This is a genomic window from uncultured Allobaculum sp., from assembly GCF_948576815.1.
Lineage (GTDB): Bacteria > Bacillota_I > Bacilli_A > Erysipelotrichales > Erysipelotrichaceae > Allobaculum > Allobaculum fili.
This window is the reverse complement of the sequence record NZ_CAPAEZ010000067.1, coordinates 1-14,274: the sequence shown is the minus strand read 5'-3', so window position 1 is coordinate 14,274 and position 14,274 is coordinate 1. Positions and strand designations below refer to the sequence as shown.

At 49.1% G+C, this 14,274-nt stretch carries 12 protein-coding genes; 10 read left to right on the top strand and 2 right to left on the bottom strand.

Features of this window, described 5'->3' with window-relative positions:
- Positions 1-450 precede the first annotated feature (450 nt).
- Positions 451-1,101, bottom strand: coding sequence for a transposase (locus tag Q2J39_RS08920; protein ID WP_300968143.1), 651 nt, complete (start codon positions 1,099-1,101; stop codon positions 451-453).
- A gap of 105 nt (positions 1,102-1,206) precedes the next feature.
- Positions 1,207-1,638: a transposase gene (locus Q2J39_RS08915; protein ID WP_300968142.1), complete on the bottom strand. Its 432-nt coding sequence runs from the start codon at positions 1,636-1,638 to the stop codon at positions 1,207-1,209.
- Between the two features lie 1,118 nt (positions 1,639-2,756).
- Between Q2J39_RS08915 and Q2J39_RS08910 the strand changes: the two genes are divergently transcribed.
- The 10 genes from Q2J39_RS08910 to Q2J39_RS08865 all read left to right on the top strand — a co-directional run bounded on the left by Q2J39_RS08910 (position 2,757) and on the right by Q2J39_RS08865 (position 14,041).
- The gene (locus tag Q2J39_RS08910; RefSeq protein ID WP_289068944.1) at positions 2,757-2,900 is read left to right on the top strand and encodes a hypothetical protein; all 144 of its coding nucleotides are present in this window, start codon (positions 2,757-2,759) and stop codon (positions 2,898-2,900) included.
- Positions 2,901-3,258: 358 nt separating this feature from the next.
- On the top strand, positions 3,259-4,011 hold the full coding sequence (locus Q2J39_RS08905) for a protein phosphatase 2C domain-containing protein (protein ID WP_230267965.1): 753 nt from the start codon (positions 3,259-3,261) through the stop codon (positions 4,009-4,011).
- Between the two features lie 153 nt (positions 4,012-4,164).
- Positions 4,165-5,376, top strand: coding sequence for a MalY/PatB family protein (locus Q2J39_RS08900; protein WP_288340298.1), 1,212 nt, complete (start codon positions 4,165-4,167; stop codon positions 5,374-5,376).
- Between the two features lie 278 nt (positions 5,377-5,654).
- Entirely contained in the window at positions 5,655-7,040 is a 1,386-nt protein-coding gene (locus tag Q2J39_RS08895; RefSeq protein ID WP_288340300.1) for a glycine--tRNA ligase, read from the top strand.
- Positions 7,041-7,386: 346 nt separating this feature from the next.
- Positions 7,387-9,162 carry a DNA primase gene (gene dnaG / locus Q2J39_RS08890; RefSeq protein WP_288340302.1) on the top strand — a complete coding sequence of 592 codons (1,776 nt, stop codon included), beginning with the start codon at positions 7,387-7,389 and terminating at the stop codon, positions 9,160-9,162.
- Positions 9,163-9,304: 142 nt separating this feature from the next.
- On the top strand, positions 9,305-10,597 hold the full coding sequence (gene rpoD / locus Q2J39_RS08885) for an RNA polymerase sigma factor RpoD (protein WP_288340304.1): 1,293 nt from the start codon (positions 9,305-9,307) through the stop codon (positions 10,595-10,597).
- Positions 10,597-11,337: a class I SAM-dependent methyltransferase gene (locus Q2J39_RS08880; protein ID WP_288340306.1), complete on the top strand. Its 741-nt coding sequence runs from the start codon at positions 10,597-10,599 to the stop codon at positions 11,335-11,337. The genes rpoD and Q2J39_RS08880 overlap by 1 nt, the downstream gene beginning before the upstream one ends.
- Positions 11,338-11,594: 257 nt before the next feature.
- Positions 11,595-11,855 carry a hypothetical protein gene (locus Q2J39_RS08875; protein ID WP_288340312.1) on the top strand — a complete coding sequence of 87 codons (261 nt, stop codon included), beginning with the start codon at positions 11,595-11,597 and terminating at the stop codon, positions 11,853-11,855.
- 366 nt (positions 11,856-12,221) lie between these two features.
- Positions 12,222-13,265, top strand: a complete 1,044-nt coding sequence (locus Q2J39_RS08870; RefSeq protein ID WP_288340321.1) for a macro domain-containing protein — start codon at positions 12,222-12,224, stop codon at positions 13,263-13,265.
- A 119-nt stretch (positions 13,266-13,384) separates the two neighbouring features.
- Positions 13,385-14,041 carry a vWA domain-containing protein gene (locus Q2J39_RS08865; protein ID WP_288340323.1) on the top strand — a complete coding sequence of 219 codons (657 nt, stop codon included), beginning with the start codon at positions 13,385-13,387 and terminating at the stop codon, positions 14,039-14,041.
- Positions 14,042-14,274 lie beyond the last annotated feature (233 nt).

Below are 14,274 nucleotides of genomic sequence, written 5' to 3'. Positions count from 1 at the left end.
TATCCCAAGGAGGCGGTCGAGAAAATACCCGTCTTTTATTTGACGCTTACTCCGCAAAGGATTTGAAACTGGAAAAATTCGAAAAAAATGTGAAAGTCTTTAGATGATTTAAGGCACGACGAAAAGCCCTCCTTGCGAAGGGAAATTTTTCTTAGCCGTCATCATTTGTATTCTGCGTTATACCAACAATGACTTGGTTGTTGTTTCTGCCAGTTGAAGGGGAATTCCAATCTGTTTAAGCAGGATCTGCACCTTTTCAATAAGAACTGGATCTGATTCTTTTGTCAGTTCAACCCGTTCTACGGCCGTTTTCTGAATTTCGTGGACGTTCTCCAATTCCACGAAATTCTCGGCTTCGGTGCAGCTGTTTTCTTCAACCGTCTCGTTCTCAGCCGGGACCGCTGTATTCGATACGTCAGATTCATCACCGGGCCGGAAAAATTCTCCGGTTCAACGCATGTGATAGGCTGCTGTCATCATTTTTCTCGCAATAGCCACCAGAGCTCTCTTCTTGCCGCGTCTGCCAGAAATGGCTTTATACTTATTGCCAAAATATGGATTTTTAACGGCGTTGAGAGCGCACTGAATCAGTACAGGCTTCAGGTATCTCCCACCCTTTCCTATCTTCACTGATTTGTGCTTTCCGTTACTCTGATTACTTGCGGGACAAAGGCCGCACCAGCTTATAAAGTGCTTCACGTTTACGAAGCAATCCATTTTCGGACCGATTTCGCCGAGAATCTGTTTCGCCGAGAGATGGGAAATCCCAGGAATTGACTCCAGAAGTTCAAGCTGGCTCTTGAAAGGTTCAAGAGTTTCTTGCATCATAGATTCGTAGTCTTGAATCTGCTTAGCCGTATGGTCAATTCTTTGATAGGCGGATTTGAGCTCAAATTTCTGCAAGGGGGAGAACTTGGCGCCGGCGAACGCTTTATAAAGTTCTTCCTCTTTTTCTTTACGCTCCTGAGCATTGGCAAACTTGATGATACTGCACGATTTACGCATCCGCTTCTGTACTTCTTCCAGTACCGGCTCCTCCGTGTCCAGCAGGTATTGGATAACATTCCTTGCCGATTCCCCTTCAACACCCGAGAAGATCAAATCAAGTCGGATATTGGCTTCGGTCAGGATATTTCGAATGCGACGGATATTGTCGCCTCTGACGTAAACAAGTTTTGTCCGCGTGCGTGACAGTCGTCTGGCTTCTCAAATGCGCCGTTCGGGAATATAGGATTCCCTGAGAAGGCCGTTAATTCCCAGTTCTGCGATCCACGCAGCGTCCTTCTGGTCTGTTTTCTGACCAGTGATCATCCGCACGTGTTTTGGATTGACTATATGCGGAATCAGCTTTTTCTCTTCACAGACGTTGTAAACCGGTGTGGAGTATTTTCCGGTGGATTCCATGTAGACATCGATCGGATCATGCGGCTGAGATTTCAGAATTTTCTTCGTCATCTCAAGAATCCAGTCACACATCTCAGAAAGATCCGTATGGTTGGATCTGAACTTTTTCGATTTGAGCTTGAGAACATCCACATTGGTTTTAGGATCTTTCACAGAACAGCAGACGCAGGCGTAGACATTGTTTTTATGAACATCGAGTCCGGCGCAGACGGACTTTTGAATCTGAATGGTCATGTCTAAGCTCCTTTCTGAAAGAAACAGGAACCAGAGCAGAGAAGTCGATTCTTTCTGTAAGAGCTCGCCAATCTGATGAAGCTGACGGCCTAAACAAAATGTACAGACTATTCGTAATGAATTTCTATCCAAGGGTACTATTCGAATCGGCAGCGGCTTATAAAAAAACAGTCTCATGAAAGGTAAATAATTATCATTATGAATTATTTGCGTAACGTGCTTTTCCAGTGCTCTGGTACAAAGCGATTCTATCAGGAATCGAAATTGCGAAGAGAAATTCATTAAAAATAATAAAAGAGGGCTCAACGATCCCTCATCCATATTTCAACTAACCAAGGGTGGGCCGCCGCGCGCGGGGGCCTATGAATGAAAAAAAGGCTCGTTCCCCAGCGATGATGCGGTATATAAGACTTTGTATTTGCGGATCGTGGAGCTTGAGAAGAAGTGGCAGGAACGTCGCCAGTCTGGCAGCGGAGGGCGCCCGCTATAAAGGGTCGCTTCAGAAATTTTCATTCACTCACCATTCAGCGAAGGTTTTTTGCTGTTCGGTACGACCAAATATTTCAACTGCTAAAAAATCGAATTTACACAGATTTCTGGACATCCCCTCAGATCCGTACCTGCTCAATTGGCTGCTTCGAATGAAAAGAGAATTGGGCATTTAAAACCCTCCAGTTTTCGCTGAAACAATATCAGCAGAAATTGAAGGGGATAAGACCGTCAAATAAGAAATTACTGTTTATGGTTATAGCGGATGAAGTTGGTCATGACATGCGCTTCTTCTTCCGGAAAACCGTATTTTTCTTTCGCGTCCTGAAGCGCGTATTAAGAAGGTCATGTTGCGGGCAAGCTGACGCATGGTGCTAAGACATTCCACATCTTCTTTCGCTTCGCCGGAGAGCCGTCCATACACCATGTTCCAGTAGTTGGACGACACAACCGGCATTCCGCCAATGGTGAGTACTTATTGAGCTCATCAAAAGTACTCGAATTTCCGCCGCGGTATGTGTCCCTCCGAATTTCATCGCTTTATCAAACCGTGTGGAGTAGAACAGGTACCGCTGGAACGTATATTCGTTTACGTTTGCAAAGTAAACGGGGTATCCAATGATACAGCCGTGAATATTCTTGTTGTCGATGTGGACCATTATCGTTTCCAGACCCAGTTTTTCGAATTCTTTTCGTACTTCCTCAAGGGCGACGGCGGTCTTTCCGTTTACCTTCGGGGAGGCGTTGATCAGTCATACGTCCATTTCCTCTGAAACCCTTTCCTGGTTTCTGGAAAAATTTTTGGTCAGCCGGCAGGTCGAAAATCCGCTTTCAATATAGCCAATCAATTCGGTTGTCCGAATCGGAATGGCTCTCTTGAAGTTCGAACGAAATCTCCGGAAAGCAAGGAAGTCCGTTTTGTGAATCAAGCTCGTATCCTTCGTTTGAAAAGGACAGAACAGCCGCAAATGTACCCCTGAAAGAGAAAAGGATCGACTCAGGTACAATAGAACTGTCCAAAGCGCTGAAAACGCCTCCAAGTTACTCTAACCCGGAGGATGGTTCGAGCATTGCGCCGTGCGGACAACCAGAACAGCTTGCAATGGGGAGACAGAAAGAGGGAAGTTATCGATGATTGCCTTATACGAAAGCCGTAAGGGAACCTGGCACAAACAAGCAGAAATGCCCAATCAGGATGCAGCGATCGCCCTGCAGATTCACAATGCGACCATCGCCGTTTTGTGCGATGGGGTATCACTCAATTACCGGATGGAACCTTCGCACAGTGAAGAAGCTTCCCGATTCTGCGTGAAAGAAAGCGTCGCCTATCTTCGTTCGCATTTACACACAAATACGCCGGATGCAGAAATGGACAGCCTGCTGCGCAGTCTTTTTGTTCATGTCCGACAGGAAATGATTCGCTATTTAAACGCGAAAGGCATTGAAGAAGGCGACGCGTCCACAACAATGCTGGTCGCGATTTATCGCAAAGGAAAACTATGGGGCGGTCTGGCCGGAGACGGCGGTATTTTGTATGAACGAACCGATCGTTCGATTGCGATGATGGTTACCGAGATCAAGACGTCTTCGATGGTTTATTCGCTGCGCGATTCCAGGCACTGGGCCTTTTTCAATTCTCTGGGCTCGCCGCTTCCGGTTCGTCGTGTTTTTATCGCGACCGATGGCGTGTTCGATACGATCTGCGGCTGGAACGGCCAGGGCGTCGTCTGTCATGTGGATGAACTGTTCGACTTCTGGAACGTATCCCGTGTGAAGGAAAAACAAAGAGAGGCGTATTTAAAAGCAAGAGTGGACGAAGTCCAGTCCGGAGATGATCTCTCCGTTGCGCTGATTGAGGATTCACACTATTTCCATACAAAATGAGAACGATTAGAATATTCCAGTAAACTCAGGAAATGCGCGAAACGGCGCATTTCTTTTTTGAGGCACATTTCTTTTTTGAAAAGACAGGAAAGCGTCTTCGTGCATGAAAGAAGATCGATCCAAAAGCAGGAAGACGGGAAAAGAGAAAAATTTATGGCAGAAAGACTTTTTGATCATGCTGTCGATCGCTCGAGCGATCATTCGTTGAAGTATCATGCCGGTCCGATGCTGAGCGATCCGAAAATGATTCCGCTCTGGATTGCAGATATGGATTTCGCCGCACCGAAAGCCGTACGCGATGCGCTGGAAAAATGCTGCGCGCTGGGCGTATTTGGCTACACCGCCCCATGGGATAAGTATTTACAGGCGGTACAGAACTGGATGAAATCCCGCCATCATACCGCGATTGAAAAAGACTGGATCGTAACGGCGCCCGGTATTGTTCCGGCGATTAAAATCCTGATTCAGGCACTCACAAAAGAGGAAGATCCAATTCTGATTTTCCCTCCGGTTTATCACCCGTTCAAAAACAGTATTGAAGAACTGAACCGTACACTGGTATGCAGTCCTTTAAAGGAAGAGAACGGCATCTATTCCATCGATTTTGAAAATCTGGAGACGCAGCTCAAAGAGAAAAAAGTGCGTATGATCATCTTCTGCTCGCCGCATAATCCGACGGGAAACGTCCGGGCTAAAGAAGATCTCCAGCGTCTGGCTGCCCTTTGCAAAAAGTACGATATTGTGCTGGTCAGCGATGAAATTCACATGGACTTTGATCCCGATCATCGTCATACGACCATGCTGGAAGCGGATCCGACCATTGCGGATCAGCTCGTTCTCTGCACCGCTCCATCCAAGACATTCAACCTGGCTGGTCTGCAGGATTCCAACCTGATCATCCCAGATGAAACCATTCGCAAAGCCGTACGCAAGACGATGTCACGCTGCGGTATGGGCGAGGCCAATGTTCTCGGCCTTGTCGCCTGTCAGACTGCCTACGAGCACGGTGCCGAGTGGGTAGATGAGCTGAACGCCTGTATCCGCGAAAACGCGCGGTTTATCCAGAAGTATCTGGAAGAACACATTCCGGAAATTCGCATGGCCATTCCGCAGGGAACATACCTGTTCTGGCTCGACTGCCGAGGCCTGCAGATGAGCGATGAAGAACTGCACGACTTCTTTTTGAACAAAGCGCATCTCTGGCTCAATGACGGCGTGATGTTCGGTCAGGAAGGAAGTGGATTCATGCGTCTCAATGCCGCCTGCCCAAGATCGACGCTCAAGCGCGCGCTCGACCAGCTTGCTGATGCCTGGAACGAAAAGAAGAAGAACCAGATCCCGATCGGCGATCTGTCGCTGCGATAGAAAGCCGTAAACTGGAAAGACAAAAACAGCCGCCCCTGCGAAGAAGAGAACGAAGCGTTCGTCCGGCTTTCTTCTTTGAATACGGGGCGGCTTTTCTTCTGGAAACAAGGGCGACTGCAAATTGTCGAGACTGCACAATTCGAAAAAGAATTTGTCACATCCCGCTCATTTTCCATCTGCAAAGACCAACAAATGGATCGATTCTTTCTTTTTTGAAACAGAAAGGCATATAATTGAGTGATTCACTATTTTATTTAGGAGATGAATGGAGGAATATTATGAGTTACGCAAGCTTCAACGATATCGTCGCACACATGAAAAACTACGGATTCGTATACCAGGGATCCGAAATCTACGGCGGCCTTGCCAATACCTGGGATTTTGGTCCGCTTGGTATCGAACTGAAAAATAATATCAAAAACGCCTGGTGGAAACGCTTCATCCAGGAACAGCCGGAAAACGTCGGCATTCAGTCGGCCATTCTGATGAACCCGCAGGTATGGGTAGCCAGCGGCCACGTCGGCGGATTCTCCGACCCGCTCATGGACTGCAAGGACTGCAAAACCCGCTACCGCGCAGATACCCTGATTGAAGACGCCACCGAGGGCAAGGTCAATCCCGCTGGATGGACCAACAAGCAGATGGAAGAATTCATCGACGAGCACGAAATTGTCTGCCCGAACTGCGGCAAGCACAACTTCACCCCGATTCGCCAGTTCAACCTGATGTTTAAAACGTTCCAGGGCGTTACCGAAGACGCGAAAAATGAAATTTATCTGCGCCCGGAAACCGCACAGGGCATTTTCGTAAACTTCAAAAACGTACAGCGCACCATGCGTAAGAAACTGCCGTTTGGCGTCGGCCAGATCGGTAAATCGTTCCGTAATGAGATCACACCGGGCAACTTCATTTTCCGTACCCGTGAATTCGAACAGATGGAACTCGAATTTTTCTGCAAGCCGGGAACCGATCTGGAATGGTTCAAGAAACTCGAAGGCATGTGCGAACAGTTCCTGCATGACCTCGGCCTGACTTCCGATCGTCTGCGCCTGCGTGCTCATGATCAGGAAGAACTTTCCCACTATTCCAACGCAACCACCGATATCGAGTACCTCTTTGGCGCTCCGATCGGCTGGGGCGAACTCTGGGGCATTGCTGACCGTACCGACTTTGACCTCACAGCGCACCAGAACACATCCAAGCAGTCTCTGGAATACTTCGACCAGGAAGCCAATGAAAAATACATTCCGTATGTTATTGAACCTTCCGTCGGCGTTGAGCGTCTGATTCTTGCGGTTATGTCGCAGGCTCTCGAAAACGAACAGATTTCCGAAAAGGACAGCCGTATCGTTCTTCGCCTGCATCCTTACCTCGCTCCATATAAGGCAGCCGTTCTTCCGCTGTCCAAAAAGCTTTCCGAACAGGCCAGAGCGCTCTGCGGCGATCTCGCTCGCGACTTCTCCGTAACCTACGATGAAGCCAATAACATCGGTAAACGCTATCGTCGTCAGGATGCGATTGGTACGCCGTTCTGCATCACCGTTGACTTTGAAACGGAAAATGACGGCTGTGTAACCGTTCGTGAACGCGATTCCATGGAACAGGTCCGCATTCCGCTGACTGAAGTGAAAGACTACATCGCTTCCCGCGTTCAGTTTGCCTAGGCTCTTCCATTTCAGGCTGCTCCCGCTCTGGGAGCAGCAGCTGATTCGAGAAGAGAAATTCCTTTTGCGTATTACGAATGGAATGGGATCCATTTCGCCGCGTCGAAAAGCGAGTACCCTTCACCTCATTTTGTCATCCGCCCGGATTAAAAAGTTACGCATTTTGTTCATTTGCACAGTGAACGAAACGTCGACGATTGAACAGAGCGAAAACGGGGCGAAAACGATACGCGACGTACGACTGCTATTTCCTTCATTTACTGATCAAAGAGCCGAATTCTGCCTCCGGCTCTTTGCTTGTTTTCATAAAACGGCGTGATCCCCCAGGGAAAGGAGCCTGAGTTTCATGCAGATTCCTGAACAGGATCTTCGTAATATTTTGGATCAGACCGATATCATTTCGGTCATTGAGCGGTATGTCCCTCTCGAAAAAAAGGGAAAAGAATATCTTGGTGTCTGTCCGTTTCATGACGACCATTCGCCATCCATGCGCGTCTCCCCGGACAAGCAGATTTATAAATGCTTCAGCTGCGGCGCCGGCGGCAATGCGCTTCGCTTCATTCAGAACATTGAACATATCTCTTTTCCGGAAGCAGCGGCGAAAGCTGCCGAATGGATCGGCTATCCGCTCAACATTCAGAAGGCTGAACCGGATGAAAAGAGTGTTCAGAACCGCGACGCGTACGAAACGCTGCGCCTGTTTACGGTGTACTGTTCGTACGAGCTGTTCAGTCAGGACGGACTGAAGGCCCTGTCCTATTTGAGCGGCCGCGGCTTTTCGAAAGAAATACTGAAAGAATACGAAATCGGCTATGCGCCGGAAGCCGGCATGGTCAAGGACTATCTGACGCATCGCATTTCCGATCGAACCATGCTGGAAAAAACCGGTCTGGTTCAGATTGGAACGAACGATCTCATCCCGAGCTTTTACAACCGGATTATGATTCCGATCCATGACGCCAACGGTAAGCCGGTTGGGTATACCGCCCGTATTTTGCCGCCGGCGCAGGGACCGAAGTATGTCAATACGACGTCCACGGAGCTTTACGATAAAAGTTCGCTGATTTTTAATTATCACCGCGCGAAGGATGAAGCCCGCAAAGCCGGCCGCGTCATTCTCTGCGAAGGCGCCATGGACGTACTGGGACTGGCCAAAGGCGGCTTCAAAGAAGGTATTGCCTGTCTAGGAACAGCGCTGACGGATACGCAGCTCGGCCTGATCGCCGCGCTGAACGTTCCGGTCACGCTCTTTTATGACCAGGATGAGGCAGGCCAGAACGCGGTCTGGAAATTTGCGCAGAAAGTGCAGAATACCGGAATCCGCTTTTCCATCGTCGCCAATGCGCCGCGAAAAGATCCGGATGAAGTGTTCAATGCCTACGGCCGGGAAGGACTGGAACAGGCGATTGAACAGACCGTCTCGTACGCGTCCTTCGCGTTCGACTATTTAAAAAATCAGTACAATCTCAACAACTACGAGGATAAGAAGCAGTACGCTCGCGCCATGGAGTCGATCATTCGAACGACCCTCGAATCGTTCGAACAGAATGCGGCGTTTGAAAAGCTGAAAGCACTGACCGGCTTTTCCTTTACCGCCGAACCCCTCAAGCCTGTCTGGCAGCCAAACCGCTTTAAAAAAGGCGGAAAAGCAGCAGGGAATGCCGCTCCAGCGGTCATCCCGCCGGTTGTCAAAGGCCGTCTGCAGGCGGAAAAATCCGTCCTGTGGTCCATTCTGTTTCATGAGAGCTTTCTGAAGCAGTTTCAGGAGCAGGTCGGCTTCTTCTCGAATCCCGCCTGTTCGAGACTGTCTCTCTACATTTTGCATGCGTATAAGACCGATGCCTCGCTGGATCCGGCCATTCTGATCGAACAGATAGAAGAGCCGGATGCGCGGGATCTGCTCGTTGAACTGGCGGAATGGCCGGACTATTCCGATCTGCTTCCTCAGTTTTTCGACGATGCCGTCTGCAAAATTAAATCGGATATGTTATCGCACAAGATCGATTCCCTGACGAGGCAAATTCATCAGGCGAGAGATCTGAGCGAAAAAATAGAACTGACCAAAACGAAACAGTCGCTGGTTCTCGAAAAGAACCGGCTCAAAAAGACGGTCCAGTTCTGAGCTGCACGAATGGACCGTTCTATTCACGGCATGCGTCTTTGTTAAACCGCACGCTGTCCATCGCCTCGCTGTCCATTTCGCACAGGGATGGCGGGCGAATTTTCATAATTGGAAAAAGAGACATAGAAAGGAACCTGATACGATGACCAGAAAAGCCAGGAAATTCCGTTCGCTCGACGAAGCGAAAGAGTATCTGCTTTCTATGAGAGATCAGAAAGAAGCGGTTGATCTTTGTGACTTTCAGGAGATGATTGCTTCCCTTGATCTGAGTGATGAAGAAAATGAGGATCTGTTTGAATGGATCCGAAACAGCCAGGTCCTCGAACTCGATTCGGATACGGAGGGACTCGAAGCCGACGACCTCGATGACGAGCCTGTCCGTTCCAGGAAGGACCCCTTTCCCGAAGACTTCGGCGAAGCTCTGGAAGGAAGACTGGATCAGGAGCTTAAGGAAGACCAGGAAGAAGAATTAGAAGAAGAACTGGAAAGCGAAAGCACTCAGGAAGAAGAGGAGAACTTCAGCCAAACCGCAAAGTCGCGCAGGGCCTCTTATGACGAGATTGAAAAACTCGAAAAGGCATTTGAGGAAAATTCCAAAAATCGCAGCAGCGATCCCGTACGCATGTATTTGCGCGAAATCGGTCAGATTCCTCTGCTCACCGCCCAGCAGGAAAAGGAAGCCGCCAAAGGCTACCAGGAAGAAGGACGCAAGGAATGCCGCGATCTGCTGATCAATTCCAACCTGCGTCTTGTCGTTTCCATTGCCAAAAAGTTCAACGGGCGCGGCCTGCCGCTGCTCGATCTGATTCAGGAAGGAAACTGCGGCTTGATCAAGGCGGTCGAAAAATTCGACTACAAGCGCGGATTTAAGTTTTCAACGTACGCGACCTGGTGGATCCGCCAGTCCATTACGAGAGCCATCGCTGACCAGTCCAAGACGATTCGCATTCCGGTCCATATGACCGAGACGATCAACAAGCTGACGCGTATTCAGCGTCAGCTCATTCAGGATCTGGGACGCGATCCGCTTCCGGAAGAAATTGCGGAAAAGCTTCCGAATATGAAACCGGAAAAAGTCCGTGAAATTCAGCGGATCGCTCTTGAACCGGTTTCGCTCGAAACGCCGATCGGCGAAGAAGACGATTCGCATCTTGGCGATTTCATTGAAGACAAAACGTCCATTTCTCCAGTGGAATACACCCACAACCAGCTGCTCAAGGACGAAATCGCGCTCGCGTTAGAAACGCTGAACAAAAGGGAAGAGGAAGTCATCATGATGCGCTACGGCCTCCATGACGGTCAGCCCCGTACCCTGGAAGAAGTCGGACAGGCGTTTTCGCTGACGCGCGAACGCATTCGCCAGATTGAAGTCAAGGCGCTGCGCAAGCTCAAAAGCCCGGCCCGCTCCAAACGGCTGAAGGATTTTAAACAGTAATGGAAATTCAGAAACTCCCCGGACTTTCGACGCTATCCAAACGCCTGAACATTCTGGCGCAGGAAGTCGAAGGTCCAGTACTTGCGGATATCGGCTGTGATCACGGTTTCGTATGCATTCAGGCTCTTCTAAACGGCAAAGTGCAGAAAGCCTATGCCTGTGATTTGCGGGAAGGCCCGCTCGAATCAGCCAGAGCCAATGTCGCTCAGGCGGGTCTTAGCGATCGGATCTTCTGCCGCCTTCGAAACGGGATCGAAGGATTAGAAGACGATGTGAATCAGATTCTGATCGCCGGCATGGGCGGTACGCAGATCGAACAGATTCTTGCGGCCAGTCCGCTTCCGGATCGAGTATCGTCCCTGCTGCTTTCTCCGCATAAGGATACCGAACATCTGCGCCAGTGGCTCTGCGATCATGGCTTTACCATTGTCCGCGAGCGGATGATTCAGGACGGCCATTTTTATCCGTTGCTTTATATACGCCCTCCAAAAGCAGAGAAGCAATCGCCGGCGGTCGATGGTACGCTGTCGCCTCAGGCCCTGTATTTTGGCGTTCATCCAAAACGGGACGCGGATTATGATGCGTGGCTGTTGTGGCGGCTTAACAAATGGAAAACCATCTGTAAAAACATGCCGGAAGATAAGAAAGCACCGTTTCTGCAGAAAATCGAGATGGCAAGATCCCTCCAGAATCTCTCAGACGGATCTGTCTCATCTACACTGGATCCAGGCAAGGAATAAGCGTCCAAAACCGGTCCAGCTGCTTTTTTCACCACAGGAAATGAACAGGCTATCGTCAGGAACTGAATTCCTTACGGCAGCTTTTCCTTTGTCTGGACTGAGCCGTTTTGCGGCGCAGACGACGCGAAAAAAGCGGAAATCCAAAGGAGATCCCCGCTGAACTGCGAATGGAGCAGCGCAAATCGATAGTGATCTGGTTTCTGTGAGTGAATTGAAACAGTAAATGCAGCCATTGAACGGATAAAAATGAGCTGTTTTTGTCAATTGAAAACTGGTCCAGGCGCGTAATTGAAAGGCTGGCCCGTGAATGGAATATCACGGTGGAAGAAATGCGGGCAATTCTCTCGGCCCGCATTGAGGCCGGAATGAATGACCCTGACCCGAAGAAGCGGGTGCAATGGGAAAGGATATCCCGCGCCGGGACGATACCTGCGCCGGAAGAGCGGCTTCGGCAGGCGGTAGAGCGGATCGAAGCCGAAGGGTGCGGCGATCTGCTTCGATGGTATCCGATTTTATGAGCAAGGGTGCATTTTTAAGAGCGGGATTTTGAATAATGGCAAGAATGAAAAACAGCAGGTTTGCGCATCGCTATGTGCCGCCTGCTGTTTTTCGTATCTATTTCTCTGTCTGTACAAATTTTGTCCTTTCTGATGAATTCAACTGGATTGAATTTTTCTTCTGTCCAGTATCCCGGGTTCGAAAAGCGTTTGCAATATATAGATGATAATAGAAATCAAACTATACGAATAATCAATAAAAACAGTATAAATAGAAATGAGCTTGCGGAAGCGGAAATTCCGTTTTCTTCGTTCGTTTCGGCTTCAAATCTGTGTACGATAAAAGAAGACGATTGAAAAACCAGACAGCAGGCAGGAGGGACACGTATGCCATTTAAGCTCATTCGAAATGATATTACGGAAATGCACGTCGACGCCATTGTGAACGCGGCCAATCGATCACTGGCCCAGGGCGGCGGCGTGTGCGGGACCATCTTTCAGAAAGCAGGCGCGGCAAAAATGGCAAAAGCCTGCAAGCCTCTGGCACCCATTTCGACCGGCCAGTCGGTTCTTACGCCTGGATTTGCGCTGCCGGCAAGATACGTCATTCATGCGGCAGGTCCAGTTTTTGCGAGTTACACTCCAGAAGAGGCGAGATCCCTGCTTGCCAGAACCTATCAGAGTGCTTTGCAGCTGGCCGATGAAAATGAGATCCGCAGTCTTGCCTTTCCTCTGATTTCCAGCGGAATTTACGGCTTTCCTAAAGACCAGGCGCTTCAGGTCGCCATGACGACCATTCTGGATTTTCTGAAAGATCATGAGATGGATGTCTATCTGGTGGTGTTTAACCGGGAATCCTTCGCGCAAAGTCGAAAACTGGCCGGTGAAGTGGAAAGCTATATTGAAGACAATTATGCGGAAGAACATACTGACCGATCACGGTCGGAATCCTTTGAACTGGATGATTTTGAACTGGATGATGAGGAAGAGCTTGTCCACGCCGCACCTTCACTCGTTGAAGCGCCTCATTTTGCAACTGCTGCCGCAGCAGAAGGAATGCCTGAAGACGAGGAAGATCATTTTATCGTCGATGAACCGTTTAATCAGAAGCTTTTCCATCTGATTGATGCCAAAGGCATGAGCGATGTGGATGTATACAAGCGGGCCAATCTCGATCGCAAGCTCTTTTCCAAAATCCGAAGCCGCAAAAACTACATCCCCAGCAAGAAAACGATCCTGTCTTTGGCCATAGCGCTGAAGCTTACTCTCCAGGAAACCGATGAGCTGCTCGAAAGTGCGGGCTACGCTCTGTCGCGTTCGCTGCTGTTCGATGTGATTGTTGAATTCTTTATCCAGAAGCAGAAATACGACATTTTTAAAATAAATGAGGTTCTCTTTCTCTACGATCAGCCGCTGCTCGGCTCGCTCTGATGCTCAGACAGCCGGCCAATTGGATGTCGCCGTACCGTTTTAAATGTCGCTTTTCGGGCGACCTGAAGAAAAGCCTTCTTTTGTAGGATGGATTCATCCAGAAAAGGAGGTTTTCTTCTATGACAGCAGGATTAACTGAACTTGTTTTTATTCTCGATCAGAGCGGCTCCATGTACAATCTGACCGAAGATACGATTGGAGGTTTCAACTCCATGCTCGAAAAGCAGCGTCATGTAAAAGGCGACTGCAAAGTCACAACGGTTCTCTTCAACGACAGGGCGCATACAATCCACAACCGCCTCGATCTTCAGGCAGTGCGTCCTATGACCCGTAAAGACTACATACCGCACGGGTCTACCGCACTCTATGATGCGGTAGGAAGGACGATGGATTCGATCATCGCGTCACAGCGGCACATGAATCCGAAATACCGAGCTAGCCAGGTGATGTTTGTCATCATTACGGACGGATTGGAAAACGACAGCATGTACTATTCCGCCAGCCAGATTCGAAAGATGATTGAGTACGAAAAAGAAAAATACGGCTGGAAATTTATTTTCCTCGGCGCCAATATCGATGCCGAAAAAGCAGGCTCCGAGATCGGAATTGATGCCCGATTCACCGCAAGCTACGTACCCGATGCGGAAGGGACAGAGCTGAATTTTGAGGCGGTCAGCGCTGCAGCGGCCTGTGTACGGGAGAGCGGTATTCTGGAGGAAGACTGCCTCGATGAAATCCGCAGCGATGAAAAGAAACGAAATCGAAGACGCTTTTAAAGATCTTCGCGTATTCCGAAGATGAAGAGACAGCATGGAAACCGAAAAGACAGCCGCAGCTGCCCTCAGGCATAGGAAATCAAGTCTAATAAAGAAAAACGTTCAGGTGTTCGCTTCACTCGCAAAGGCGAGGCGAAATCTGAACGTTTTTCTTTAATAGGACTTCGAATCAGAAATAGAAAGTAAGTGTCAAACAATCGACGGGTATACGCGAGACTGAATATTAGATACGC